This window comes from Sphingomonas sp. J344 (assembly GCF_024700005.1).
In the GTDB taxonomy this organism is placed as follows: domain Bacteria; phylum Pseudomonadota; class Alphaproteobacteria; order Sphingomonadales; family Sphingomonadaceae; genus Sphingomonas.
The window spans coordinates 579,530-605,288 of record NZ_JAJONB010000002.1; the positions used below are offsets into that span (position 1 = coordinate 579,530).

General features: G+C 66.1%; 28 protein-coding genes and 2 pseudogenes. 13 read left to right on the top strand and 17 right to left on the bottom strand.

Annotated features, from left to right (window positions below):
- Positions 1-81 precede the first annotated feature (81 nt).
- Complete coding sequence (locus tag LRS12_RS18905) at positions 82-672, top strand: hypothetical protein (protein WP_257846013.1); 591 nt, start codon at positions 82-84, stop codon at positions 670-672.
- A 141-nt stretch (positions 673-813) separates the two neighbouring features.
- Here the strand turns inward: LRS12_RS18905 and LRS12_RS18910 are convergent, their stop codons facing one another.
- The 5 genes from LRS12_RS18910 to LRS12_RS18930 all read right to left on the bottom strand — a co-directional run bounded on the left by LRS12_RS18910 (position 814) and on the right by LRS12_RS18930 (position 3,089).
- A complete protein-coding gene (locus LRS12_RS18910) occupies positions 814-1,014 on the bottom strand; it encodes a hypothetical protein (RefSeq protein ID WP_257846014.1) in 201 nt (66 codons plus the stop codon).
- A 65-nt stretch (positions 1,015-1,079) separates the two neighbouring features.
- Complete coding sequence (locus tag LRS12_RS18915) at positions 1,080-1,292, bottom strand: cold-shock protein (protein ID WP_257846015.1); 213 nt, start codon at positions 1,290-1,292, stop codon at positions 1,080-1,082.
- A 549-nt stretch (positions 1,293-1,841) separates the two neighbouring features.
- A complete protein-coding gene (locus LRS12_RS18920; protein WP_257846016.1) occupies positions 1,842-2,279 on the bottom strand; it encodes a type VI secretion system tube protein Hcp in 438 nt (145 codons plus the stop codon).
- A gap of 80 nt (positions 2,280-2,359) precedes the next feature.
- The gene (locus tag LRS12_RS18925; RefSeq protein WP_257846017.1) at positions 2,360-2,626 is read right to left on the bottom strand and encodes a hypothetical protein; all 267 of its coding nucleotides are present in this window, start codon (positions 2,624-2,626) and stop codon (positions 2,360-2,362) included.
- A 67-nt stretch (positions 2,627-2,693) separates the two neighbouring features.
- Positions 2,694-3,089 (bottom strand): cupin domain-containing protein, encoded by a 396-nt coding sequence (locus tag LRS12_RS18930; RefSeq protein WP_257846018.1) that lies wholly within the window; start codon positions 3,087-3,089, stop codon positions 2,694-2,696.
- Positions 3,090-3,171: 82 nt separating this feature from the next.
- Between LRS12_RS18930 and LRS12_RS18935 the strand changes: the two genes are divergently transcribed.
- Both LRS12_RS18935 and LRS12_RS18940 read left to right on the top strand, forming a co-directional pair.
- Complete coding sequence (locus LRS12_RS18935; protein WP_257846019.1) at positions 3,172-3,405, top strand: DUF433 domain-containing protein; 234 nt, start codon at positions 3,172-3,174, stop codon at positions 3,403-3,405.
- Positions 3,402-3,725, top strand: a complete 324-nt coding sequence (locus LRS12_RS18940) for a DUF5615 family PIN-like protein (protein WP_257846020.1) — start codon at positions 3,402-3,404, stop codon at positions 3,723-3,725. Before LRS12_RS18935 ends, LRS12_RS18940 begins: the two co-directional genes overlap by 4 nt.
- A 267-nt stretch (positions 3,726-3,992) precedes the next feature.
- On the opposite strand, the gene LRS12_RS18945 is transcribed toward LRS12_RS18940, so the two are convergent.
- From LRS12_RS18945 to LRS12_RS20495, 4 genes and pseudogenes are all read right to left on the bottom strand, one after another.
- Positions 3,993-4,770, bottom strand: a protein-coding gene (locus LRS12_RS18945; protein ID WP_374579991.1) for an IS5 family transposase whose coding sequence is annotated in 2 segments (ribosomal slippage) — positions 3,993-4,410 and positions 4,409-4,770 — 780 coding nt in all. Because the reading frame shifts where the segments join, the coding sequence is not laid out codon by codon here.
- Between the two features lie 3 nt (positions 4,771-4,773).
- The gene (locus LRS12_RS18950; RefSeq protein ID WP_257846021.1) at positions 4,774-5,670 is read right to left on the bottom strand and encodes a DUF4238 domain-containing protein; all 897 of its coding nucleotides are present in this window, start codon (positions 5,668-5,670) and stop codon (positions 4,774-4,776) included.
- Positions 5,671-5,676: 6 nt separating this feature from the next.
- A complete protein-coding gene (gene uvrA, locus LRS12_RS18955) occupies positions 5,677-8,244 on the bottom strand; it encodes an excinuclease ABC subunit UvrA (RefSeq protein ID WP_374581614.1) in 2,568 nt (855 codons plus the stop codon).
- Positions 8,245-8,254: 10 nt separating this feature from the next.
- Positions 8,255-8,713, bottom strand: a pseudogene (locus LRS12_RS20495) (excinuclease ABC subunit A); the annotation flags it as partial.
- A gap of 295 nt (positions 8,714-9,008) precedes the next feature.
- On the opposite strand from LRS12_RS20495, the gene LRS12_RS18960 reads away from it, so the two are divergent.
- The gene (locus LRS12_RS18960; RefSeq protein ID WP_257846022.1) at positions 9,009-10,628 is read left to right on the top strand and encodes a hypothetical protein; all 1,620 of its coding nucleotides are present in this window, start codon (positions 9,009-9,011) and stop codon (positions 10,626-10,628) included.
- Positions 10,629-10,634: 6 nt separating this feature from the next.
- Here LRS12_RS18960 and LRS12_RS18965 read toward each other — a convergent pair whose 3' ends face one another.
- On the bottom strand, positions 10,635-11,096 hold the full coding sequence (locus tag LRS12_RS18965; protein WP_257846023.1) for a vgr related protein: 462 nt from the start codon (positions 11,094-11,096) through the stop codon (positions 10,635-10,637).
- A gap of 46 nt (positions 11,097-11,142) precedes the next feature.
- Between LRS12_RS18965 and LRS12_RS18970 the strand changes: the two genes are divergently transcribed.
- The 3 genes from LRS12_RS18970 (at position 11,143) to LRS12_RS18980 (ending at position 13,101) form a co-directional block, all read left to right on the top strand.
- A complete protein-coding gene (locus LRS12_RS18970) occupies positions 11,143-11,673 on the top strand; it encodes an rRNA large subunit pseudouridine synthase E (protein WP_257846024.1) in 531 nt (176 codons plus the stop codon).
- Between the two features lie 94 nt (positions 11,674-11,767).
- Positions 11,768-12,913: a PepSY domain-containing protein gene (locus tag LRS12_RS18975; protein ID WP_257846025.1), complete on the top strand. Its 1,146-nt coding sequence runs from the start codon at positions 11,768-11,770 to the stop codon at positions 12,911-12,913.
- Entirely contained in the window at positions 12,910-13,101 is a 192-nt protein-coding gene (locus LRS12_RS18980; protein WP_257846026.1) for a hypothetical protein, read from the top strand. Before LRS12_RS18975 ends, LRS12_RS18980 begins: the two co-directional genes overlap by 4 nt.
- A 42-nt stretch (positions 13,102-13,143) precedes the next feature.
- Here LRS12_RS18980 and LRS12_RS18985 read toward each other — a convergent pair whose 3' ends face one another.
- Positions 13,144-13,572, bottom strand: a complete 429-nt coding sequence (locus LRS12_RS18985) for a copper chaperone PCu(A)C (RefSeq protein WP_257846027.1) — start codon at positions 13,570-13,572, stop codon at positions 13,144-13,146.
- 176 nt (positions 13,573-13,748) lie between these two features.
- Between LRS12_RS18985 and dnaK the strand changes: the two are divergent.
- The 3 genes and pseudogenes from dnaK (at position 13,749) to LRS12_RS19000 (ending at position 17,135) form a co-directional block, all read left to right on the top strand.
- Positions 13,749-15,658, top strand: a pseudogene (dnaK, locus tag LRS12_RS18990) (molecular chaperone DnaK).
- A 68-nt stretch (positions 15,659-15,726) separates the two neighbouring features.
- The gene (gene dnaJ, locus LRS12_RS18995) at positions 15,727-16,869 is read left to right on the top strand and encodes a molecular chaperone DnaJ (protein WP_257846028.1); all 1,143 of its coding nucleotides are present in this window, start codon (positions 15,727-15,729) and stop codon (positions 16,867-16,869) included.
- 2 nt (positions 16,870-16,871) lie between these two features.
- Positions 16,872-17,135, top strand: a complete 264-nt coding sequence (locus LRS12_RS19000; RefSeq protein ID WP_257846029.1) for a hypothetical protein — start codon at positions 16,872-16,874, stop codon at positions 17,133-17,135.
- Positions 17,136-17,151: 16 nt separating this feature from the next.
- Here the strand turns inward: LRS12_RS19000 and LRS12_RS19005 are convergent, their stop codons facing one another.
- The gene (locus tag LRS12_RS19005; RefSeq protein ID WP_257846030.1) at positions 17,152-17,895 is read right to left on the bottom strand and encodes a sulfite exporter TauE/SafE family protein; all 744 of its coding nucleotides are present in this window, start codon (positions 17,893-17,895) and stop codon (positions 17,152-17,154) included.
- Positions 17,896-18,970: 1,075 nt separating this feature from the next.
- On the bottom strand, positions 18,971-19,405 hold the full coding sequence (locus LRS12_RS19010) for a cupin domain-containing protein (protein WP_257846031.1): 435 nt from the start codon (positions 19,403-19,405) through the stop codon (positions 18,971-18,973).
- A 96-nt stretch (positions 19,406-19,501) separates the two neighbouring features.
- Here LRS12_RS19010 and LRS12_RS19015 point away from each other — a divergent pair, with 96 nt between their 5' ends.
- From LRS12_RS19015 to LRS12_RS19025, 3 genes are all read left to right on the top strand, one after another.
- Entirely contained in the window at positions 19,502-19,828 is a 327-nt protein-coding gene (locus LRS12_RS19015) for a glycine zipper 2TM domain-containing protein (RefSeq protein ID WP_257846032.1), read from the top strand.
- Positions 19,829-19,929: 101 nt separating this feature from the next.
- Entirely contained in the window at positions 19,930-20,313 is a 384-nt protein-coding gene (locus LRS12_RS19020) for a glycine zipper 2TM domain-containing protein (RefSeq protein WP_374581620.1), read from the top strand.
- Positions 20,314-20,359: 46 nt separating this feature from the next.
- A complete protein-coding gene (locus LRS12_RS19025) occupies positions 20,360-21,526 on the top strand; it encodes a glycosyltransferase (protein WP_257846033.1) in 1,167 nt (388 codons plus the stop codon).
- A 42-nt stretch (positions 21,527-21,568) separates the two neighbouring features.
- On the opposite strand, the gene LRS12_RS19030 is transcribed toward LRS12_RS19025, so the two are convergent.
- The 4 genes from LRS12_RS19030 to secD all read right to left on the bottom strand — a co-directional run bounded on the left by LRS12_RS19030 (position 21,569) and on the right by secD (position 25,758).
- A complete protein-coding gene (locus LRS12_RS19030; protein WP_257846035.1) occupies positions 21,569-22,693 on the bottom strand; it encodes a DUF3089 domain-containing protein in 1,125 nt (374 codons plus the stop codon).
- A gap of 69 nt (positions 22,694-22,762) precedes the next feature.
- Positions 22,763-23,125, bottom strand: coding sequence for an MTH938/NDUFAF3 family protein (locus tag LRS12_RS19035; RefSeq protein WP_257846036.1), 363 nt, complete (start codon positions 23,123-23,125; stop codon positions 22,763-22,765).
- Positions 23,125-24,102 carry a protein translocase subunit SecF gene (secF, locus tag LRS12_RS19040; protein WP_257846037.1) on the bottom strand — a complete coding sequence of 326 codons (978 nt, stop codon included), beginning with the start codon at positions 24,100-24,102 and terminating at the stop codon, positions 23,125-23,127. Before secF ends, LRS12_RS19035 begins: the two co-directional genes overlap by 1 nt.
- Positions 24,103-24,114: 12 nt before the next feature.
- Positions 24,115-25,758 (bottom strand): protein translocase subunit SecD, encoded by a 1,644-nt coding sequence (gene secD, locus LRS12_RS19045; RefSeq protein WP_257846038.1) that lies wholly within the window; start codon positions 25,756-25,758, stop codon positions 24,115-24,117.
- Between the last annotated feature and the right edge of the window lies 1 nt (position 25,759).

Below are 25,759 nucleotides of genomic sequence, written 5' to 3' on the forward strand. Positions count from 1 at the left end.
GCCGTCCCGGGCAACCGGGGCGGCGGTTTTCTTTTGGGTTGAGCGGGTTAAGCTGGTCCCGACAATTAGGAGAGCGCAGCGATGACACCGTTCGAGCTGGTATTCGCGGTCTATGGATTGTTGCTGGGGCTCGCCATTGCCGAGGTTCTGGGCGGATTTGCCCGGGTGCTGAAGCTCAAGCGCGGCGGGAAGGCGGTGCGGGTCGGGTGGCTGACGCCGTTGCTGGGCATCGTCGTCATCCTGGACCTCACCTCATTCTGGCTGCTGGCCTGGGAGGCGCAGCCGCAGATCGGGGCGAATTACCTGACTTTGGTCAGCGTGCTGGCGATCGTCGGGATCTATTATCTCGCGGCGTCGCTGATCTTTCCGGATGAGCCGGCCGACTGGCCCGATTTCGACCTGTGGTACGACCGGCAGAACCGGATGGTGATCGGCGGGTTGCTGGCGGCGAATGTCGGCAGCTGGATCGGGTCGATCGGGCTGGAATTCGTCGTGGCGTCGCCGGAGGAGACATTCTCCGGGACCGGGGACGCGGTGGAGGTGCTGGCCTCGCTCGGCGTGCTGATCCTGCTGCTGGTGCTGCTGCGGGTCAACGGACGGCGGACCAATGCGGTGTTGCTGGCGGCGGTCAGCCTGTTGCTGCTAACCGCGGGGATTGCCGAGCTGTTCTAGCCGATCACTTCGAGGACGGCGGCGCGGGCCACTGCGGCGGCGCGGAGGTCGTCGGCGGTGCGCCGGGCGAGGAAGGTGAGCGGCGGACGCGCCGACCGCTGATGATGGGTAAGAGTCTGGTACTTAGCGAAAAAATCGACTTCACTGGGTATCCTGTCTGGGTGTTACATTCGCCTCGCGCACGGCGCGGGCAGTGTCGGTGCGTTCCTGGCGATCGGCCATGGCGAGCCATGCAGCCTCGGCGCGCAAATTGCGCTCACGGACATTGTCGAGCGTCGCGGAATCGGCATCGGCGCGGCATTTCGCCGCATTGTCACGATAGGTCAGCGTCTGGGCAGCCATCCGGCACCTCCTTTTTGCTGGTAGTTTCGGGCGGCGCACGCCCGGCGCGCGCCGCCCGGCACGAATTAGTCGACAGCCTGGAGGTTCACCGCAGCCATCTTGCCGCGCTTGTCCTGCTCCAGCTCGTAGCTGACGCGCTGATCCTGGTTCAGCGTCGCCATGCCGGCGCGCTCAACCGCGGAGATGTGCACGAAAGCGTCGCCGCCGCCGTTGTCGGGGGCGATGAAGCCATAGCCCTTGTCCGCATTGAAGAATTTGACGGTGCCGTTGATGCTCATTGGATACTTCCTTCTGCTATCGGCGCGCCCCGTGTGGGCGGACCTCGCGCTGCGGAGGCAGGGAAAGAAGGAAGAAGGGGCCGCAAAGCACCGAAGACCGTCGATTTGCGACTGTAGCAGCCCCCATATGCGCCCAATGCCCGGAATTTACAAGGGCAGGCCGCGGAATGGCAGGCGGCGGCACCCCTGCCTCCCCGGATTGCCGGTTTCGCGGGGTGACAGGCTTCCGACCAAGCTGACGAACATGGGGGGTGTTTCGGGGCGAAACGACCGGAATGCGACCGCGACGGGACGGGTTTGCGCCAGCGTCGCGACACCTGCGCGACGCAGGGGCGACACAGGGCCGACAAGGGCGCGACTGGCGCGCGATCGCGACGCGACTGGCTGACACAAGCGACGCGACACCTGTGCGACACTCGAACGACGGGCACGCGACCGGCGGGTCGGGCGCAGCGATGCGGCTGGATCATGGGCGGTCCCTTCGATGACGAGAGGACCATCCAGATATGTCGGAACGGGGGCTGTAGGAAAGCCCCCCTCCCCGCCGTTTCAGCGCATCTCGATCTTAGAGAAGTTGAGGCTGATCTGTTCGGCGCCGCAATCGGTGACCGTGGCGTCGAGGATCGCGCCGGTACGACCGGTCTTGTCGTTGCGGATCGGCAGGCGGGGGAGCCGCTGGCCGACCTTGCACCCGCGCCAGGCGGGAACGGCGGCGGTCAGCACTCGCGCCTTCTGAACGGCGGGAAGCAGCAGGCCGGCGGGGACGGGGTCGCTGCCGCTGGCGATGCGGCGGTCGCCAGCAGCACCCCTGGCGGTCGCGAGGCTGACCGAGGCGATCTCGATCCACTCCTTGTGCTCACCGCCGGCGGCGCTGCCATCGACGCCGTCGAACTTGATGTACCAGGCGGCGGCGGCGGGGACTGCGGTGGCGAGCAGGACCGCGAGGGTGGCGGCAATGCTGGACTTGCGGGAACGGATATGGGGCATGGGGGGCGACTCCAGATCGTGATGATTGGAGTGATAGTCTAGATTGATACTCTAGTAAAGCGTGGCGTGGCGAGCAGCCCCTATTCGTTGTTGAGCGGCCAGCGGCTGTGGCGGGCGCGGTCGCCGAGGTCGATCAGCGCTTCGTTGGGATCGTGGCGGCGCGTGGTGGAAAGGCCGTCGGCGCGCGGCGCGCTTTCCTCCCACGCGGTGTGGGGGCGCTCCTTTGCCCTTGCCTCACGATAGCTGGCGTCGCGCACGCGCTTCATGCGGCGCCACAGCAGGGGCATGGCGATGAACGGGAAGGCGATGCCGCCGAGGATGATCAGCAGTGCGAGCAGGTCGGTCATCAGGGTCCCCCTTCCCTCCTTGTGCGGCGATGAGAGCGTAGCGCGGCGTGCGGCGCAAGGGCGCGGATCAGCGCGGGCGGTGGTCGGTGCCGGCGCCGGGGGTGATGAAGATCGCGGTGGCGGTGGTGCCGGGGGGCACGTCCGCCGTGTGCCACACGCCGGGCGGGTTGATCGCATAGTCGCCGGGGGTGAGGGTTTCGCGGGTGGTGGTGCCATCGGGCAGTTCCTGCACCAGCGTCATTTCCCCTGCGGTGCAGATGACCAGCTCCGCACCGTGCGGGTGGACTTCCCAGGAGGTCCAGCTTTCGGTGAAGCTGTATTGCGAGACGAGGCGGCCCTCGATCCCGTCGGCGGCGTGGCGTTGTTCGTAGCCGGCGTACCAGGCCATGCCGTCGAAGGGGGGTTCGACGGTGGCGGTGGCGTTTAGGCCGAGATGGGCGAATTGGGTTTCGAGGTGGGGCATGGGGAAAGGTTAGCTTGGCGAGGTATGGGATGCCAGAGCGGCAGAACTTGCGATTTTCGCATATTCGGCACATCTTGATGTGATGACGCTCGCAGGCTTCTCGCGCATCTCGGTGGACCCGCTGGTCTGTGGCGGGCGTCCGGTGGTAACCGGAACGCGCGTTCGGGTGAAGGACGTGTTGGAGATGCTGGCGGGCGGCGCGACCCCGGCGGAGATCGCTGCCGACTTCCCCTATCTGAGCGAGGATGATGTGCGCGCTGTGCTGGCCTATGCGGCGGCGCAGGCGGACCATCCGGTAGTGCTCGCCGCCGAATGAAGTTCCTGATCGATGCGCAATTGCCGCCCGCCTTGGGCGGGTGGCTGCGCGCTCGTGGGCATGAAGCGGTTCATGTGGCCGAGATCGGCATGATCGCGGCGAGCGATGTTGAGATCGCGGCGCGGGCGGAAGCGGACGGTGCCGTGCTGGTCAGCAAAGACGAAGACTTCGTGACGCTGCGGCTGCCGGATCGGTTCGCGTTTCTATGGCTGAGGTGTGGGAATGCGAGCAATCGGGCACTGGTGGCTTGGCTGGAGCCGCGGTGGAGCCAGATCCAGACGCTACTCAGTAACCGCGAACGCTTTATCGAAGCTCGATAAGCTATGAAACGGTATGTCAGGCTACACCCGTCGGCGCATTACGCCCCCTGCCTCTGGCGGCACCGTAGCGCGACGCATGTACCCCATACCCGAGCCATTGCTGTAACCGAAAGCTGGTGTCTTGAAGGGGAGCAATTTCGGCCAACGCAACGGACGGGGATGCTGCTGCGATGTCCAGATGACGGACGCTCCGTCAGGTAAAAGTTCATCCGACTCTCGGAATATCCGACCATGCTCATTCTCGTCTACCTGCACTAGGGTCGGGACTCATAACCACCATGTGACGGCTGCGGCGAGGTAGATGGCGCTGAGGAAGTTGGTGGCGAGCTTGTCGTAGCGGGTGGCGATGCGGCGATAATCCTTGAGGCGGCAGAACATGCGCTCGACGGCGTTGCGGCCCTTGTAGAGCGTCTTGGAGAAGCAGCTTTTCCAGCGGCGGTTCGTCTTGGAGGGGATGTTCGGAACGGCACCCTGCCGCTCGATCAGGTCGCGGATCGCATTGCTGTCGTAAGCCTTGTCCGCGAGCACGATGGTGCGCGGCGCGAGATCATCGAGCAACACATCGGCTGCGCGGCAGTCGGCGACCTGGCCACCGGTCAGCAGGAAGCGGAGCGGCCGACCTTCGCCGTCGGTGAGCGCGTGGAGCTTGCTGTTGCGGCCGCCCCGGCTGATCCCGATCGCCTGGACGAGCGCCCCCTTTTCCACCGCCCGCGGAGCGGTGCGCCTTCATATGCGTGCTGTCGATCAGGACCTCGGCGGGCGGCCCGCCTGCTGCCGCGAGCGTGACGAACAGCTCCTGCCACACACCCTTTGCCGCCCAGCGCACGAACCGGTTGTAGAGCGTCTTCCTCGGCCCGTAGCAGGCCGGCGCGTCGACCCAGCGCCCGCCCGACTTCACCACATGAATGATGCCGCTGATCACCCGCCGATCATCGACCCGCGCCACACCGCGCACCTTGTCCGGCAGCAGCGGACGAAGCCGCTCGAACTGGGCTTCACTCAACCAAAACTCGCTCAAATCCACGCTCCTGCTGGCGCAGCGCATGAATCACATCCCAGCCGCCAAGGGAATCCCGTTTATGGGTCCCGACCCTAGGACTTTACCTCGTTCCCAGTGGGCTATCCGCGCGCTTTCGACTTGCTGAAAATGATCGTGCGAGAAATCATCTGGCGAGCAGAAGTAAACGTTTTCTCGGGCTTTCAGAAAGATCAAATCGTTGAAGGCTCTAACATCAGATACTTGGCTGCATGTGACCCACTGTGGACTGCGTTTACGCGGAGCATAAACGTCGCCGTCATAAAGCAGCATCGCGACTTTGGGTGACAACGGGAGAGAGAAGATCGTCCCTGCGCTGCCTAACCCGAAGTTGCTATCGCCAACGCGCAGAAAATATAGGCGATTGGTCATCACCACTGGATCGTCACAGGTCAAAAAATTCTCAGACGATCTGTTATCGAGCAAGACGAATTTCAGATCATCAAGGTGCGGTCTAAGTTGAAGCGCAAAATTGATGCCATCGCGTGCCAAGGCCGTATCCGACATATCCATGCCAGCCAGAAACTCACTGTCGATAGGAATATCCGCGAGAGCGGTCGTTAGTGAGAAGTGAGCCCGCATGCGCGCCGCATGAGCTTCGGTTCGCATGTATTGGATGATCGCGAAAAACCTACAAAATACGTCGATGCCTTCGATAAGTCGGGGAGGGCAAGCGAGTATGCCACGGGTAATCCACTCAGCGTATCGCCCTTCAATTTCACTCAAATGAAACTCGAGTTCATCACGGCCATAGAGGAAATCTCGAGCGCATTGGCTTTTGATCGGAGCGCCCTTTATCACCTTTCGCTGCCTGATATTGAAGAGACTGATCGTCTTCTGCCCAGCGCTCTCAGCGAAGTTGCGTAGATAGCACTTAGGAACATAGTGGTGTGAGCGGTTCGCACCCATACCTCTCTACTCCGCCGCCACCTCAGCCCGCTCCTTCACCCCACCCCGCTCCAGCAACGGCGCAAGATACTTCCCCGTATAGCTGCGCGGCTCCTTCGCCACTGCCTCCGGCGTGCCCTCGGCGACGATCTCGCCGCCCTTGACGCCGCCTTCGGGGCCGAGGTCGAGGATCCAGTCGGCGGTCTTGATGACATCGAGGTTATGTTCGATCACCACCACGGTGTTGCCCTGTTCGACCAGCGCGTGGAGCACCTCCAGCAGCTTGCGGACGTCCTCGAAATGCAGACCCGTGGTGGGTTCGTCGAGGATGTAGAGCGTCTGGCCGGTGGCGCGGCGGCTGAGTTCCTTGGCGAGTTTGACGCGCTGGGCTTCGCCGCCGGACAGGGTCGTGGCCTGTTGGCCGACCTTGATATAGCCGAGGCCGACTTCGGCCAGCATCGCCATCTTGTCGCGGATCGGGGGGACGGCCTTGAAGAACTCCACCGCATCCTCGACCGTCATGTCGAGCACGTCGGCGATGCTGCGCCCCTTGAACTTCACCTCCAGCGTTTCGCGGTTGTAGCGCTGGCCGTGGCATACGTCGCAGGTGACGTAGACGTCGGGCAGGAAGTGCATTTCGATCTTGAGCAGGCCGTCGCCGGTGCAGGCCTCGCACCGCCCGCCCTTGACGTTGAAGCTGAACCGGCCGGGCTTGTAGCCGCGCACCTGAGCCTCGGGCAGCCCGGCGAACCAGTCGCGGATGTTGGTGAAGGCGCCGGTATAGGTCGCGGGGTTGGAGCGCGGGGTGCGGCCGATCGGCGACTGATCGATGTCGATCACCTTGTCGAGATGATCGAGGCCGGTGATCCGGTCATGCTTGCCCGCGAGCATGCGCGCGCCGTTGAGGTGACGCGCGGCGGCGGCGTAGAGCGTGTCGATGGTGAAGCTCGACTTGCCCGAGCCGGACACGCCGGTGATGCAGGTGAAGGTGCCGAGCGGGATCGACGCGGTGACGCCGGTGAGGTTGTTGGCGGTGGCGTTGTGGACGGTCAGCTTCTTGCCATTGCCCTTGCGGCGCTTGGCGGGGAGCGGGACTTCGCGGCGGCCGGCGAGATAGTCGGCGGTGATGGAGTCGGTGCAGGCGAGCACCTGTTCGAACGTCCCCTGTGCGACGACCTCGCCGCCATGGACGCCCGCGCCCGGCCCCATGTCGATGACGTAATCGGCGCTGCGGATCGCGTCCTCGTCATGTTCGACCACCAGCACGGTGTTGCCGAGATCGCGGAGCCGCCGGAGGGTGACGAGCAGCATGTCGTTGTCGCGCTGATGCAGGCCGATGCTGGGTTCGTCGAGGACGTAGAGGACGCCGGACAGGCCGCTGCCGATCTGTGACGCGAGGCGGATGCGCTGGCTCTCCCCGCCCGACAGCGTGCCGCTGGTGCGATCGAGGTTGAGGTAATCGAGGCCGACATTGTTGAGGAAGCCGAGGCGTTCGTCGATTTCCTTGAGGATCGCGCGGGCGATCTCCTGCTGCTGGCCGGTGAGCGCGGCGGGAAGCGTCTGGAAGAACGGGACCGCGTCGGCGACCGACAGGCGGGTGACGCTGGAGATGTCGCGGCCCGCGATCTTGACCGCCAGCGCCTCCGGCTTGAGGCGCGCGCCGTGGCAGGTCTCGCACGGGTGCGCGGCCTGGTATTTGGACAGTTCCTCGCGCATCCAGGCGCTTTCGGTCTGGAGCATGCGGCGGTTGAGGTTGCCGATGACGCCCTCGAACGGCTTCTTCACGTCGTAGCTCTTGCGGCCGTCGATGAAGGTGAGCGTGACCGGACGCCCGCCGGTGCCGTGGAGGATGATCAGCTGGACCTCGCCGGGCAGGTCCTTCCACGGGGTGTCGAGGGAGAAGCCGAATTCGCGGGCGAGGCTGCCGAGCACCTGCATGTAATAGGGGCTGGGCGGATTGGACTTGGCCCAGGGGACGACCGCACCCTTCTTGATGCTCAGCTCATGGTTGGGGACGACGAGGTCTTCGTCGAACACCAGCTTTTCGCCGAGGCCGTCGCACGCCGGGCACGCGCCCTGCGGGGCGTTGAAGGAGAACAGGCGCGGTTCGATCTCGGCGATGGTGAAGCCGCTGACAGGACAGGCGAAGCGTTCGGAGAAGACGATGCGGTTGGGCGGCAGACCGGTGCCCTTCATCTTGCCATCCGTCACCCCGGCGAAAGCCGGGGTCTCTGACGGCAGCGCGCCTTCGCTGGAGGCCCCAGCTTTCGCTGGGGCGACGTCGTGGGTGAAGCTCTGCGGCGCTTCGTTTACGCGGTTGTTGGCGAGCGCGTCGACCGTGGTGTCCACCAGATCGACGAAGGCCAGCCCGTCCGCCAGCTTCAGCGCCGTCTCGAAGCTCTCCGCGAGGCGCGTGGCGATGTCGTCGCGGACCACCAGGCGGTCCACGACCACCTCGATGTCATGCTTGTACTTCTTGTCGAGCGCGGGGGCTTCCTCGATCAGATAGGTTTCGCCGTCGATGCGGACGCGCTGGAAACCGGCCTTTTGCCACTCGGCGAGTTCCTTGCGATACTCGCCCTTGCGGCCGCGCACGACGGGGGGCGAGGAGCAGCAGGCGGGTGCCTTCGGGGAGCGCGAGGACGCGGTCGACCATCTGGCTGACAGTCTGCGCCGCGATGGGCAGACCGGTGGCGGGGCTGTAGGGGATGCCGACGCGCGCCCACAGCAGGCGCATATAATCGTAGATCTCGGTCACCGTCGCGACGGTCGAGCGCGGGTTGCGGCTGGTCGTCTTCTGCTCGATGCTGATCGCGGGGCTGAGGCCATCGATATGCTCGACATCGGGCTTCTGCATCATCTCGAGGAACTGGCGCGCATAGGCGCTCAGGCTCTCGACATAGCGCCGCTGCCCCTCGGCATAGATGGTATCGAAGGCGAGGCTGGATTTGCCGCTGCCCGACAGGCCGGTGATGACCGTCAGCGTGTCGCGCGGAATGTCGATGTCCACGCCCTTGAGGTTATGCTCGCGCGCGCCGCGGACGGAAATGTGAGTCAGTGCCATGCCGGGAGTTCTAGCTTTGTTCTTGAGGGGAAGCTAGGGGGGAGATAGGGGCGCGGGCGGCGGGTTGCGAGGGGGGCACCAGCAAAGCTGGTTGATGTGCGTTCGGGGTTCATTGGCCTGGTGACGCGCAAGCCGGGGTGAGAGCGCGGGTGCAACGGGCCTACGGTTCCGGCTTCACAGACTGGGTCAGGGCGGTCTTCTTACATTTTCAGTTGGCGTCCATCCCCCAATTCCATCCACCCGCCGTTCATACCGACTCGCCGACTATCGCGGCATGGACTTTGGGAGCGGAACGATGCGGCGTGTGCGTGGAGTGAGCCTGGCGGCGATGGCGCTGGTGCTGGCGGGTGGGGGTGTCGGTTCGGCTTCGACGGCGGGTGCGCCTGCTCCCGCCGCCAATGCCCCTTCCCCCGCCGCGCAGGCCGGATGGCGGGCGGATGCTGGCGATTATTACTGGATCGACGCCGCCGATGGCTTGCTGGAGGCGATCGGCGATGCGCCGCCGGACTTCACCTTTGGCTTCGGGCGCGGGGATGCGTGGGGCTGGGAGTTGCAGACCGGGCATCTGGTGCTGGCTGAGACCGACGAGGATGGCGCGATGCGCTATTATTATTTCGAGCCGGATGCGGATGCACCGTTCCTGGTGCAGGAGGCGCGGCGCTCATTCGCCTATCAGGGGCAGCGGCTGGCGCTGGTCTATGACAGCGGCGGTGCGGCCTTGTCCCCGCGCGAGAGCGACATGTGGGACGATCGGGCCGCCGAATTGTATGAGCGCGGCATCGATCTGCGCGAGGCTGCGGACGGCGAGGAGCAATGGGACGCGGTCGACGCCGGATGGTGGGCGGGCCAGATCGCGACGGTGATCGAATGGCGGCTGCGCTGGGAAACCGGGCGGATGCGGCATCCGGGCTGGCAGCGCTGGCGCAGCGGGGCGGACGGCGTGCGCTGGCGCTTGCGGCTGGAGCGCGAGCGCGAGCGGCGGCGGCTGGACGGCGATCGCTTTCGCCGCTGGCAGCGCGACGATTTTCGTGGGGCCCCGCCGCGCTTTGACGGACCGGGTCGACCGGGTCGTCCCGGGCTGGGCGTGCGTCCGCCATGGCGCGACCGCGATGGCCGACCGGGAGCCGGTCGACCCGGCGGCGGGCGGCCGGAGAGTGGACGGCCCGGAGTTGGACGCCCGGGCGGGCGGCCGGAGGGCGGCCAGAGTGGCGCGGGACGTCCCGGCGGTGGTCGGCCCGAGGCTGGTCGGCCCGGTGCCGGACGTCCGGGTGGTGGACGGCCCGAGGGTGGCCAGACTGGCGCGGGACGTCCCGGCGGACAGCGGCCGGACGGAGGGCGGCCGGGCATGACCCCATCGCCGGCGCCGACTCCCGCGCCGGTGCCGCCGGTCGCGGTGCAACCTGCCCCAACCCCTGCCCCGCCACCCGTTGCGACACCGCGTCCGCCCCGCCCCGGTGCCGGGCGACCCGAAGGCGATCGCCCCGGCCAGTGGCGTCGCCGGATGCCCGAGGGTGCGGTGCCGCGGGAAAGTGGCCCGCAGGGTCCGGTCCGCATCACGCCGCAGCCCGGCACGGTGCCGCAAACTTCGCCCCAGCCGCGCCCGCAATGGCGACCGCAGCCGCAGCCTCAGGCCCAGCCCCAGCCGCGCCCGCAATGGCGACCGCAGCCGCAGCCTCAGGCCCAGCCCCAGCCGCGCCCGCAATGGCGACCGCAACCGCAACCGCAGCCTCAATCCCAGCCTCAGGCTCAACCCCAGCCGCGCCCGCAATATACCCCGCCACAGCGCCCGCAGGCCGCGCCGCCCCCGGTTCGGGTCGCACCTCCACCGCCACCGCCGCCGCCGCCGCCGGCACCGACGCGGCCGACCGAGCCGGTACGCCTGCCCAGCGACAATGCGGCCGAACGACCGCAATAATTCGGCTCAGTCCGGCGTGAAGGGCAGGATACCGCGATAGTGCGCGGCGGGCGGCGCGCCGGGGATGGTCGCGCCGCGACCGAGCAGGAAGACGTGGCGGACGATCTCTGCCTGCTGCTCGATCCCGTAGCGGTCGAGCGTCCAGCCGGGCTTGAGCGCGTAATCGTAGCGGCAGAACGGGTGGCGGCGCAGGGGCAGGAAGATGCCCTGCTGATGCTGCCAGACATGGGTCATCTCATGGATGAAATGGCCCTGGAGCGAGAGGGGGGCGCTCGCGAAATCGTCGCGGTAATTGCCGCCCCTGGGATGGAAATGGATGCAACCGCGCGGGGCCATGGTGACGCCGCGCGGCTGAAAGAAGATCCATTTGCGATTGGCGATGGCGGCGGCGGCATAGTCGATCGCATCGCCGAAGATGCTGCGCGCCAAGGCGATCTCTCCGGGGGTGAGCGGGCGGCGATGGGTCATCGCGGCTGAGGTGGAACGTGGGGACGGTTATGTCTAGACCCTCCCCATGCTGATCCTGTTCAACAAGCCCTGGGGCGTGCTCTCGCAATTCACCGACGAGGGGAGCGGGCATCCGACGCTGGCGGACTATATCGACGTGCCGGGGGTATATCCCGCCGGGCGGCTGGATCGCGACAGCGAAGGGTTGTTGCTGCTGACCGATGACGGGCGGTTGCAGGCGCGGATCGCCGACCCGAAGCACAAGGTGGCCAAAACCTATTGGGCGCAGGTCGAGGGCGAGCCGGATGACGCCGCGCTGGCGGCGCTGCGCAGCGGAGTGCGATTGAAGGACGGGATGACCCGCCCGGCGCTGGCCGAGCGGATCGACCCGCCCGCGATCTGGCCGCGCGACCCGCCGGTGCGGTTCCGCAAGAGCGTCCCCGATTGCTGGATCGCGCTGACCATCGCCGAAGGGCGTAACCGGCAGGTGCGGCGCATGACCGCAGCGGTCGGCCATCCGACGTTGCGGCTGGTGCGCTGGCGCGTGGGCGACTGGACGCTGGATGACGTCGCGCCGGGGACATGGCGAAGCGCGTAAGCGGATTGCAATTGCGAATGCCTCGCATTGACGTGCAGCGTGGCGCGGGTTAGGCGCTTGCTTCCTCCACGCCCTCCCAGGATCGCCGCTCTCCGTGACCCGCTCGACGATCAAGACCTGGTTCCTGATCCACAAGTGGAGCAGCATCGTGTCGACGGCGTTCCTGCTGATGCTGTGCGTCACCGGACTGCCGCTGATCTTTCACGACGAGATCGAGGCGCTGACTGAACGCGATGCGGCCACGGCGATGCAGGGCATGCCGTCGGCGCAGGGCGGCGTGCCGCTCGACAGCCTGATCGCCAAGGCGGTGGCGCAGGGCGGTGGGGTGCCGTTGTTCATCGGGTTCAGCCAGGACAATCCGATCATCACCGTGACCGTCGGACCGACGCCCGATGCGCCGGGATCGGCGATGCGGCTATTCTCGTACGACCGCACCACCGGTGCGAGCGCGGGGGAGATCAAGGAAGAGGGCGTGATGCACTTCCTGCTGCAGCTACATACCGATATGTTCCTGGGGCTGCCGGGGATGTTGTTTCTGGGCGTGATGGGCGGACTGTTCATCCTCGCGATCGCGTCGGGTGTGGTCCTCTACGTCCCGTTCATGCGGCGGTTGCCGTTCGGAACGCTGCGCAAGTCGCGGAGCGCGCGGGTGCGGCGGCTCGACACGCATAACCTGCTCGGCGTGGTGACGCTGGGTTGGGCGCTGGTGGTCGGACTGACCGGGGTGATCAATGCCTTTGCCGACCCGCTGACCGACAGCTGGCGCGAGGGCGAGCTGAAGGCGATGGTCGCCGCGCGCGGTGCGGACCAGCCGCTCACCCCCGCTGACTACGGATCGGTCGACAAGGCGATGACGGCCGCCAAGGCGGCTTTGCCCGGCGTGTCGCCGCAGTTTATCGGCTTTCCCGGCGGCGCATGGAGCAGCGGGCGGCATTATGCGATCTTCTTTCAGGGCGATACGCCGCTGACCAGCCATGTGCTGACCCCCGCGCTGGTCGATGCCGAAACCGGCACGCTGACCGACACCGCGGCAATGCCTGCGCTCAACCAGGCGCTGATGCTGTCCAAGCCGCTGCATTTCGGCGACTATGGCGGGATCGCGCTCAAGATGCTGTGGGCGATCCTGACGCTGGCGACGATCTGGGTGCTGTGGACCGGGCTGCAATTGTGGTTGGGCAAGGGCGCGCGGAACACCGAGCGGGCGGTGGACGAAATCGTTCATGCCGGATCGGCGCTGTGAGCGCGTCGCGCCGCATCGGACCGCGTGGAGCGGGCAGCGTGCTGGCAGCCCCGGTGTTTCTGCTCGTCACGAGCCTGGCTGGCCTCGTCCTGGGCCTTACCGGCGACGGATGGCGCGACATCGCCGCGTCGCTCCTGCTCGCCCTCCCCGTGCTGACCTTTCTGCGCGGCTGGCTGCGCCGCTCCTGACCCTGGACAATTAGATAGACAATTAAGGCACCCGCCGCCCGATTACTTCTCCTGCCCGGGCGCGCGCAGTTCGGCTTCGACCTCGACCGTCTTGCCATTGGCGAAAGCGAGGCGCAGCGGGATCTTGCCGCCGGCGCGGATTTCGGGCGAGAGGTCGTAGAGCATGACATGCTTGCCGCCCGGTTCGAACTTGACCGTGCCGCCGGCGGGGATGGCAACGTCCTTGATCGGGGCCATCGTCATCATGCCGCCCTCATGCTTCATTTCGTGCAGCTCGGTCCGCACCGCCGCAGGGGAAGAAACGCCGAGCAGGCTGGTCGCCTCATTCCCGCCCTTGACCGTGAAATAGGCCGCGCCCGGACGGCTCGACACCGCGGGCAGGCGGACCCAGGCGTCCTCGACGCCAAGTTGTGCCTGCTCACATCCCGCCAGCGCCACCGCCGCCGCCATGACCGTCACCAAAGACCGCATCGTCGAAACTCCTTCTCCCGATTCGGGAACATCCGTGAAATTCCTAGGTGCGCCACGCTCTTGCGGCAAGGCGCGGCACTCCTATATCCCGCCTAGCGAAGGCCGCGTTGCCGCTTCAGGGGCGCGGTAACGCACTGGTTTAACATGATTTAGCATACGGGGGCCTTAGAGGACTCATGGGTAAGGTTATCGGAATCGATCTCGGCACGACCAACAGCTGCGTGGCAGTGATGGAGGGCGGCAAGCCCAAGGTGATCGAGAATGCGGAAGGCGCACGCACCACGCCGTCCATCGTCGCATTCGCCAAGGATGGCGAGCGACTGATCGGCCAGCCGGCCAAGCGCCAGGCGGTCACGAACCCCGACAACACCGTCTTTGCGGTCAAGCGCCTGATCGGCCGCCGCTTTGACGATCCCATTACCAAGAAGGACACCGAGCTGGTCCCCTACACGATCGTGAAGGGTGCGAACGGCGACGCATGGGTCAAGGCGGGCGGCGAGGATTATTCGCCCAGCCAGATCAGCGCCTTCATCCTGCAGAAGATGAAGGAAACCGCCGAATCCTACCTCGGCGAGACCGTGACGCAGGCCGTCATCACCGTCCCGGCTTACTTCAACGACGCCCAGCGTCAGGCGACCAAGGACGCGGGCAAGATCGCGGGCCTGGAAGTGCTGCGCATCATCAACGAGCCGACCGCGGCGGCGCTCGCCTATGGCCTCGAGAAGGACAACAACAAGACCATCGCGGTCTATGACCTTGGCGGCGGCACGTTCGACATCTCGATTCTCGAGATCGGCGACGGCGTGTTCGAGGTGAAGGCGACCAATGGCGACACCTTCCTGGGCGGCGAGGATTTCGATTCCAAGCTGGTCCAGTATTTCGCCGACGAGTTCAAGAAGGCCGAAGGCATCGACCTGACCAAGGACAAGCTGGCGCTCCAGCGTCTGAAGGAAGCGGCCGAGAAGGCGAAGATCGAGCTGTCGTCGGCGCAGACGACCGAGGTCAACCTGCCCTTCATCACCGCCGATCAGAATGGCCCCAAGCACCTCGTCAAGACGCTGTCGCGCGCGGAGCTGGAGCGGCTGGTCGACGAGCTGATCACCCGCACGCTCGACCCGTGCCGCAAGGCGATGTCGGACGCGGGCGTGAAGGCTGCGCAGATCGACGAAGTGGTGCTGGTCGGCGGCATGACCCGCATGCCCAAGGTGCGCCAGGTCGTGAAGGAATTCTTCGGCAAGGAGCCGCATACCGGCGTCAACCCCGATGAGGTGGTGGCGATCGGCGCGGCGATCCAGGCCGGCGTGCTGCAGGGCGACGTCAAGGACGTGCTGCTGCTCGACGTGACCCCGCTGTCGCTGGGCATCGAGACGCTGGGTGGCGTGTTCACCCGCATGATCGACCGCAACACGACGATCCCGACCAAGAAGAGCCAGGTCTATTCGACTGCCGATGACAATCAGCAGGCGGTGACGATCCGCGTCTTCCAGGGCGAGCGCGAAATGGCGGCGGACAACAAGCTGCTGGGTCAGTTCGACCTGGTCGGCATCCCCCCGCCCCGCGCGGCGTGCCGCAGATCGAGGTGATTTTCGATATCGACGCCAACGGCCTGGTCAACGTGTCGGCCAAGGACAAGGGCACCGGCAAGGAGCAGCAGATCCGCATCCAGGCCAGCGGTGGCCTGTCGGACAGCGACATCGACCAGATGGTGCGCGACGCCGAGAAGTTCGCCGAGGAGGACAAGGCGCGTCGCGCCGCCGCCGAGGCGAAGAACAATGCCGAATCGCTGATCCACACCACCGAACGCCAGCTCGCCGAAAATGGCGACAAGGTCGACGACGCTCTGAAGGGCGAAATCCAGTCGGCGATCGACGCGGCCAAGGCGGCAGTCGAGAGCGGCGACGCGGACGCGATGAACGAGAAGAGCCAGGCCCTCGCGCAGGTCGCGATGAAGCTGGGTCAGGCGATCTACGAGAAGCAGCAGCAGTCGGAGGCTTCGCCTGCGGCCGATGCTGGTGCGGCGAATGCGGCGGACGGCGAAGAAGTCGTCGACGCCGAATTCTCCGAGGTGGACGACAACAAGGCGTAATTTGTGCTCGCCCCCGCCCCTTTCACTCCCAAGGAAAGGCGGCGGGGGAACGGGCGGGGGCCGCGTGAATGACCACCCAGATTGACTATTACGAACTGCTCGGCGTTTCGCGCGATGCAGACGATGCGACGATCAAATCGGCGTTTCGCAAGCTGGCGATCCAGTGCCACCCCGACAAGCATGGCGGGTGCAAGGATCAGGAAGCCAAGTTCAAGGCGATCAACGAAGCCTATGACTGCCTGAAGGACCCGCAGAAGCGCGCGGCCTATGACCGGTTCGGCCATGCCGGGCCGGGCGGCATGGGCGGCGGTGGCGGACAGGGCTTCGACGCCTTTTCCGATATCTTCAGATCCATGTTCGGCGAGTTCATGGGCGGGCGCGGCGGTGGCGGTGGCCAGCGCCAGGCGCGCGGCGCCGACCTGCGCTACGACATGGAAATCAGCCTGGAAGACGCCTTCCACGGCAAGGCGACCGACATCACCATTGACGTGTCTGGCCCGTGCGAGCCATGCGGCGGCACCGGCGCGTCGCCGGGGACGATGGCCAAGCGCTGCACCACCTGTGCCGGACACGGCAAGGTGCGCGCGCAGCAGGGCTTTTTCGTGGTCGAGCGGACCTGTCCGTCGTGCCACGGCGCGGGACAGACGATCGCCGATCCGTGCCGCAACTGCCGCGGCGAGGGTCGCGTCGACAAGACGGTGACGCTGAACGTCAACATCCCGCCGGGCGTCGACGAAGGCACCCGCATCCGCATGGCAGGTCAGGGCGAGGCGGGCGCGCGCGGTGCGCCTCCGGGCGACCTCTACATCTTCCTGCACGTCAAGCCGCATGCGATCTTCGAACGTGAGGGCACGACCCTGTTCGCGCGCGCGCCGATCAGCTTCACCACGGCGGCGCTGGGCGGCGAGATCGAGATTCCGGGGCCGGACGGCGAGCTGCACAAGGTCCACCTCCACCCCGGCACGCAGAGCGGGCGCGAGGTGCGCCAGCGCGGCGCAGGCATGCCCGTGCTACAGGGACGCGGTCGCGGCGACCTGGTGGTGCGGATCGAGGTCGAGATCCCGACCAAGCTGTCGGGCGAACAACGCGCACTGCTCGAACAGTTCCGCGCGCTGGAGACGGGCGAGGAATGCCCGATCTCGACCGGGTTCTTCGACAAGCTGAAGAAGGCAGTGGGGGGGCTGAACGCCCGATCGCACGGGAGGCTGTAGCAATGCGGACGACGATCGCGACACTGCTGATCGTGGCAGGAACCGCGACCGCCGTCGCAAGCCAATCCAGCGCCTCATCAGGCAAGTCCGTGGCGCTCAAGCCGGTCGAGAAGGGATCAAAGACGCTCGTTCAGACCTGCCCGGTCGTGCGCGGCGCGGACCGGCAAACGCCGCGCGTTCGCAAATGCCGTAGCCCGCGCGAGCTCGCGGCATGCAAGGCGAGCAATCCCACGCCGAAAATCGCCTGCACCCTGCGAAAGCGTTGAGCCGACGCTCCCGTGCTCAATACACCCCGAACAGCTTCGCGCTGGCGACCAGCAGGACGACGCCCAAGGCGCGCAGGATCCACTTTTGCGGTAGCTTGATGCCGAGCGTGGTGCCGATCAGGCCGCCCGCGAGGACCGCGACGCCGTAGAGCGGGAGTTCGGGGGGCAGGCTGCCGACCGACGCGAAATTGCCGGCAAGTCCTGCGGCGGAATTGGCCAGGATGAATATCGCGACCACGCCCGACGCCGGCTTGGGTGCGGACCAGGCGCAGAACAGCAGCAGCGGCGAGAGGAAGATGCCGCCGCCGGTGCCGGTCAACCCCGCGAGCAGACCGAGACCAACGCCGGCGAGGATCGCGAGCCAGATCGGCGGATCATGCCATTCGCGCTCGGCCTTCATGTCGCCCGGCCACAGCATCCGTGCTGCGGCAAAGAGCAGGATCACGCCGATCGAAGGCTGGTAGAGTTCGGGGGCGATCTCGATCATCCCGCCGACGAATGCCGCAGGTAACGCACCGACAAGGAAAGGCCAGAGCGTGCGCCAACGGAACAGCCCGGCGCGAGTGTAGCGGATCGATCCGAGGCTCGCGACGATCAGGTTGAGGACCAGCGCGGTGGGCCGCATCGTCGCGACCGGTACGCTGAACAGCGCCATCAGCGCGATGTACGATGACGCCCCGCCATGGCCGACGGTGGAATAGAGCAACGCGCCGAAGAACATCGCGGCGGCAAGGGCGACGTGGAGGGTGTCGAAGGCCATCGGAATAGAGGCGTAACGACCACGTTGGCGCAGTCCAGCCCCCTTTCTTCGTCACCCCGGACTTGTTCCGGGGTCCACCGGGAAGCAGGAGGCGATAGCGTCGGAAGTGCGGCGGCGTGGACGCCGACACGAGGGCCGGAGTGACGGGGCGTTGCGGGAGGGTATTGCTCTCTCTTCGCTTGCGGAAGTTGGGAGAGGAGCCTGTCGCCTCGGGCGCGTCGCCAATGGGCGAATCCCCCTCTCCCCGCAAGCGGAGAGAGGGAGCGGAACGCAACCGCACTGTGCGCACTCCGCACCCCAAAACCAAAAGGGGGCCGGCGTTTCCGCCAGCCCCCGGTGTCGCCATCCGCTCGCTGCCCATCCGGGAGACGGGTGCGCCGCAGCGGCGGCAAGCATGGTTCCACTACCGGCAAGGGACGTGGAGCCGTGCGTCCCAACGTCCGCCAGGCGTCCGTTGGCCGGTCACCGGGACGGGGGCGGCTCCGAAGAGCTGCGTTCCCGCCTCGATGTCCTTGCGATCCCATCCTGCCTTGCGGCGCTCCGGCATCGCGATCCGGTCATCAAGACAATAGGATCCCGAAGGGTCGTTTCGCTCGATGGCCTCGCGTCGGTCCTGTTGCCCGAAGGCTTCGTTTCCGTCGCGGCTTTGGCTGCATCTTCCCGACCTTGCCCGAAGGCACTGTCGCTCCGCTGCAACCCGCTCCACCCGGTCCGAAGACGGGCTTTGCGTCCGGGCTTCCGGTCTGTTCCCGCCGCCCGAGGGCATTGGTCCCGTCCCTTCCGCCTGTCATCCCCGGCACGAGGCCGAAGGATGCCATCGGACGCCTGTCCGTTTCGTTCCCGCAAAGCCGATGCGAACATCGCCTTCACGGTTTCCCGGGGTGGCGTCCCCGTCCCGATCTTCGTGGTTTCCCGAAGGCACCTGCGACAATCGAGCCGTGACAAGCAGTTGATTCTGCCTTGGTTTCCCGCCGCGTCCTCATCTGCCCGCCCAGTGATGCTGTCACGATTTGCGAGTCGGACGAAGCGCAGATCGACCGTTACCACCTGTGGATAACGTGGATCGCGGGAATGGTTAGCGGCTGGAGGGCGACCACCGGGGCGGGGCAAGCTCGAATCCCGCAAATTCGAAGCCGGGGACAACGACGCAGCTGACCAGCGCCCAGCCGCGATGCGCGTCGGCCGCCTGCCAGCGATTCATCGGCACCCGCGCCTGGGGCTGGTAGCCAGCGACCACATCGCCGCCAAGCAGGATGGTCTCCGGATTGGCATCGCGCTCGTGTGCAATCATCAGGTCGAGCGGCGATCCGGCGTGCCACAGCCACAGTTCGTCGGCATCGACCCGGTGCCAGTGTGACCGCTGACCCTGTTCCAGCAGGAACAGGATTGCCGTGCCGGGTGAGCGACCGCCATCCACAAGTGATTGAGAACGCCAAGTTTCCCGATACCAAGCGCCCTCCGGATGGGGTGCGAGATCGAGGCGTTCGATGAGGTTGCGGGCTTCCTGCATGCCAGATGAACTGCCCGAAATGTTGCGTTCATGAAACCCTGTCCGAAACCCCGGCGTTCTTGGCGGACAGAGTTCAGGTAGAGATGGAGAAATATGATGCGTAATCTGATGCTGGCGCTGGGCGCCGCTTCGCTGGCCGTCCCGGCCACTTCGATGCTGCCGGTGACGTCGAGCGACGCGCAGGCGCAGAGCAGCAAGAAGCGCTACAGCTATCGCGAGTGGAAGGGCCGTGACGGCCGCCGCTATTGCCGCAAGCCCGATGGCACGACCGGTCTGGTCATCGGTGGCGTCGCCGGTGCACTGGTGGGCCGTTCGATCGACACCCGCGGCGACCGCACGGTCGGTACGCTGCTCGGTGCAGCCGCCGGCGCAGTGGCGGGTCGCGAGATCGAACGCAGCGGCAGCCGCAAGCGCTGTCGCTAACCTCGCAACATCGCGAACAAATGATCGGGGCGCGGGATATTTCCGCGCCCCGTTTCGTTGGCAGGACATCGCGGGGGGCATCAACGACAGGGAGATGCCCGATGACTAGTTCACTTCGCACCGGCATGATCGCACTGAGCGCAGCGGCGATGGGTCTGACCGGTGCCTGCACGCAATATGGCTATGACCGGCCCGGCTATGCGAGCGGCGGCGAATGGGATGCCGCACGCTATTACCGCAGCGGCGACCGTTATCAGGAACGGCGCCTGAGCCGTGGCGACAATGTCTATGTCGGGCGCGACGGGCGATATTACTGCCGCCGCGAGGACGGCACGGCGGGCCTGATCGTCGGCGGGATCGCGGGCGGCGTGCTGGGCAACATTATTGCTCCGGGCGGATCCAAGACGCTGGGTACGATCATCGGCGCGGCCGGTGGCGCGGCAATCGGCGCCTCGGTCGACAAGGGCGAGGTCCGTTGCCGTTGACGCCGGTGGCGCAAATTTAACCCGAAACGTGTAGTGCGCGTGGCTGATGCTGCGCGTGCTCACCCTTTCATCCTTGTTTCCCGATGCGACACGCCCGAATTTCGGCGTGTTCGTCGAGCGGCAAACATTGGGACTGGTCGCGCATCACGATGTCGAGCTGAAGCTGATCGCGCCGTTGGGACTTCCGCCCTGGCCGCTGTCGCGGCTCGGGCGCTATGCGGGGCTCTCCGCCCTGCCCCGCCATGAACATTGGAAGGGCGTCGAGACCTGGCGACCACGTTTCGTCAATCTGCCGGGGACCGGCGGACGTTTTCATGCCGCGACGCTGGTGGCGCGGCTCAAGCCGATGTTGCGCGCGATCCGGCGCGACTTCGCATTCGACGTGATCGACGCGAGCTTCTTTTTCCCGACGGCGTCGCGGCGGTCGAACTGGGCCGGTCGTTTGGCATCCCGGTGTCGATCAAGGCGCGGGGGGGCGGACATCCACCATTGGGGGCGCGCCCCAGCCACCGCCGCACAGGTGCTCAACGCAGGGCGGAACGCCGACGGGCTGCTCGCGGTCGCGGGCTCGATGCGCGACGACATGGCCGCGCTGGGGATGGATGCGGACAAGATCCGCGTTCATCGCACCGGAGTCGACCTCGACCGCTTTGCCCCGCGCGACCGGATGGCAGCCAAGGCCGCGCTGGGCGTCGCCGGGCCGCTGGTCGCCAGCGTCGGTGCGCTGATCCCGCGCAAGGGGCATGAAATCGTCATCGACGCGGTCGCGGCGCTGCCCGGCGTGCGGCTGATGATCGCAGGCGAAGGGCCGGAGCGACCGAAGCTGGCGGGACAGATTGCCCGGCTGGGGCTGGGTGACCGGGTAACGCTGATGGGCAGCATCGCGCATGGCGAACTGCCCGGATTGCTCGCGGCGGCGGACGTGATGGCGCTGGCGTCCTCGTCCGAAGGGCTCGCGAATGCATGGGTCGAGGCGCTGGCGAGCGGGACGCCCGTCGTGATCCCCGATGCCGGCGGCGCGCGTGAGCTGGTGACGGCACCCGAGCATGGGCGGATCGTTGCGCGGAACGCAGCGGCGTTTGCCGAGGCGATCGGGGCGATTTTGGCGGCCCCTCCCCCACCCGACGCAGTGCGTGCGGGCGCGGCCGGGTTCACCTGGGAGGCGAACCGCGACGCGCTGTACGCGCATCTGGCGGGGCTAGTGCGCCGCTAACTTCCTGCGCCCCTGCGAAGGCGGGAGCGCAAAGCAGCTAGTTCACTTCTTCTTCGCCCAAGCCTCAGCCTGACTCTCCGCCAGCTTCACCAGATCGCCCAGCGCCAAATTCATGTCGATCAGGTGCAGCCCCCAATCGTCGAGCCGCTGGGGGCCGACCATCACGTCGCCGGGAATGTCGTCGGTGCGCGCGTCGCTCGGGTCGGGCTTCAGTGTCACCTCAAAGTAGCTCGCGCCATCATTCACCACGCACGCGCCGGAGAGCATGCCGGGGAGCTTGACGAAGTTGGTGGTGACTGGAGCTCCGCCCTTGCTCCATGCGAAGGCCGGTGACGAGCCGATCAGCGATCCGGTGGGGAGATAGGCGTCGAGCGACGCGCTTCCACCGCCGAGCGCCGCCGGGTTGGTGCACGCGACCTGCATCCCCGCCGTGCTCGAACGGGCGAAACGCGATTTGGCGGGCGGCGGGACGGTCGCGCGGAAGCTCACATAGGTGACGACGCAGCCGGTGTCGCTCGCGCTGGCGCAGGTCGGGATCGTCTTGAGCGTGCCGGTGCGCTGGCCGGCCGCCACGTCGAGGTTGAAGCCGATCGGCATCGCGGAGATGATCGGCTTCATCTTGTCCGGCTTGCCGTCGAACTCGCGTTCGAGCAGCTGCGAGAGCATCCGCGCGCCCTGACTATGGCCGATCAGCACGACACCGCGACCCTGATTGTCGTGCTTCATATAGTCGTCGAACGCGGCCTTGACGTCGGCATAGCCCAGCGCGGGATCGGCGCCCGAAGGCTGGCCGGTCATCACTGCACGCAATGCCTTGAGCGTCACCTGGCGGTACATCGGCGCAAAGACGCGGCACACGCTGCGAAAGCGCGCCGCCTGAATCATCGCGACGCGGCGTTCGGCCTGGTCGATGCTGAGGTCGCTGTTCGGCGTCTCGTCGGTCGAGACGGTGGGATAGACATAGAAGCAATCGAATTTCGGGTTTGCCGCAGGAGTGAATTTCTCGACGGTGCGCGAGCCGTCGGGCGCGACAACGGTCGCGTCAAGATTGACGGTGCAGCTATCCTCCCGACCCGGGCGGCACAGCCAGTTCGCTGTATCGCGATAGTCGGCGGGCACGGGCGCAGCAGCTTGAGCGGCAGCATAGGCGATGGCGGCGGTCAGCATGGTTCTCTCCCCTGTTATTGGGGAAACATGCCGCAGTTGGGATCAAATTGGAAGATCGGGTATGGAGCCTTAGTCGAGCGGATAGAGCGCCGCACCGATCCAGCGCAGCTCGGCGCGCAGCACGCCCCAGGCGCGCGCGGCGGCGCGGCTGTCCATGACGTCGATGCCGAACGGCAACGCCGCCTCCAGCGCGGGCGACGGGCGGCGCAGCGTGCTGCCCGTGCCGAGCAGGACGAATTCGGGAAGTCGGTCCATCGCCAGAAAGGGCGCGAAATCGTCCACCGTCAGCGCGTCGATCGGCGGCGGGTTCCAGCCGTCTGCGCGACTAGGCGTGAGGATCAGCCCCTCATACACGCCGTCATCGACGCGAAAGCCGCGGCCGCTGAACCCCGAGACGACCGGCCCCTCGATGCGGGTCCGGTCGACCCGCATCAGGGCATGTCCTTGAAATCGACCCGCTCGGCACCTTCCGCGCCCTTCGGCCCGGTCGCTTCCTTGGGAAGGAAGCTGTCGGGCTTGAGGCGCAGCCACAACAGGATCGCGGCGGAGACATAGACCGACGAGAAGGTACCGATCACGATGCCGAGGAGCATCGCGGCGGTGAAGCCGAAGATGACATCCGGACCCAGGACCAGCAGCGTGGTGAGTACGATGCCGATCGACAGCGAGGTCACCACGGTGCGCGACAGCGTTTCGTTGATCGACAGGTCGAGCAGCTCGCCCATCTCCATCTTGCGGTATTTGCGCATGTTCTCACGAATACGGTCATAGACGACGATGGTGTCGTTCAACGAGTAGCCGATGATCGTGAGGATCGCCGCGACGATGTTGAGGTCGAACTCAAGCTGAGTCAGCGCGAAGAAGCCCAATGTCAGCGCCACGTCGTGGAACAGCGCGAACAACGCGCCGACGCCGAACTGCCATTCGAAGCGGAACCAGACATAGAGCGCGATGGCGATCATCGCGAGCGTCAAGCTGATCGCCCCGTTGCGGAACAGCTCTTCGGACACCTTGCCCGACACGCTCTGCGCGCCTTCGACCTGGGCGCCGGGATAGCCCTGCTGGATCGTGGCGCGGATTGCCGACGCCGCCTTGTTCGCCGCTTCCTCACCCCCCTCGGGCAGCGGGGTGCGGACCGAATATTCGTTCGTCGAGCCGCTGCGCTGGATCGTCGCCTCGCCATAGCCGAGCCTTTCGACCCGCTGGCGCAACGTTTCGATATCGACCGGCTGGCTGAAGGTCACCCGGGTCTGCTGGCCACCGACGAAGTCGATGCCGAGGTTGAAGCCCTTGACGACGCACAGCACGATCGAGCCGATGATGAGCAGCATCGACAGCGCCATTGCCACGTTCCGCCATTTCAGGAACGGAATGTTGGTGTTGTCGGGGACGAGTTTGAGCGGACGCATTTCCGGCGGCCCTTAAATATTGATCGTCTTCGGCCGGTTCCGCTTCAACCAGTCCGCGACGAGCAGACGGGTGAAGGTGACGCCGGTGAAGACCGAGGTGATGATGCCGATGGCGAGCACGACCGCGAAGCCGCGGATCGGGCCGGATCCGAACATGAACATGATCGCCGCCGAGATGACATTGGTGATGTTCGCGTCGAAAATCGCGCGGCTTGCTTCCTTGTAGCCGAACTCGACCGAAGCGACCGCGGCGCGACCGCGGATGCGCTGTTCCTCACGGATGCGTTCGTTGATCAGCACGTTGGCGTCGACTGCGGCACCGATCGTCAACACAAAGCCGGCAATGCCGGGCAACGTCAGCGTCGCTCCGAAGAACGCCATCACACCGAGCACCATGACCGCGTTCACCAGCAGCGCAGCGGCTGTATAGATACCGAAGCGCAGATAGGTGAACAGCATGAAGCCGATCAACGCGATCGTACCGACAATCCCGGCAAGGATGCCCTTCTCGATCGATTCCTGACCCAGTTCCGCGGAAACAGTCCGCTCCTCGACCACCTTGAGCGCGACGGGGAGCTTGCCCGAGCGCAGGGCGATGGCGAGTTCGTTGGCGCTTTCGACCGTAAAGCCGCCCGAAATCTGGCCCCGACCGCCAAGGATCGGTTCGTTGATGTTCGGCGCGGAGATGACTTGGCCGTCGACGATGATCGCGAACGGCTTGCCGGTATTGGCCTGTGTCGCCTGCGCAAAGCGGCGACCGCCCTGGGTATCGAAGGTGAAGCCGACCACGACGCGCTGGTCCTGGTCGTATTCCTGCTTGGCGTCTATCAGCTGGTCGCCGCTGACGATGATCTGGCGCTTGAGCGCGATCTTGGCGACCTCGCCCTCCTTTGTCGGATAGGCGACATAGGGCATTCCCCCCGGCGCGTCCGGATAAGGAGCCACCTCACTGCCGATCGGCGGGCGACCTGCAGCAATCTCGGCCGGATTTGCGGTCGTATCGACCAGCTTGAACTCAAGCCGCGCGGTCGTACCGATGGTGCGCTTCAGCGCCTCGGGATCCTTGATCCCCGGCACCTCGACCAGGATGCGGTTGCGCCCTTCAAGAATGATCGTCGGTTCGAGCGTGCCGAGCGCATTGATGCGACGGTCGACGACCTCGCGCGCGTCGGACATAGCCTGAGTCACCGCCTGGTCGAGCCCGGCGCTGGTCTGGCTGACGATAAAGCGGGTGCTGTCGCGCACCTCGATCGTCCACTCGCGCTGGCCCGACATGCCGACGCCGCTGCCGGTCAGCTGGAGTAGCCGTTCGCGCGCGGCATCGACCTGCGCCACGTCGCGCACCATGAAGGTGATGCGATTGTCGCGGGTCGAAATGTCACCGATCTCGATCCGCGGGTCCTGACGACGGAACTCGGTCTCGATCTCGTCGCGCTTGGCGGCGAGTCGCGTGCGGGCGAGTTCGTTGACGTCCGCCTCAAGCAGGATCGAACTGCCGCCGGCGAGGTCGAGGCCGAGGTTGATCGACGGCTGGGGAATCCAGGACGGCCAGCGTTCGCGCGCGCTTTCCGGCACGAAGCTTGGGATCGCCAGCAAGACGCAGACGGCGATGCTGAGCCAGACCGCCCAGACCTTCCACTTGGGAAAATCGAGCATG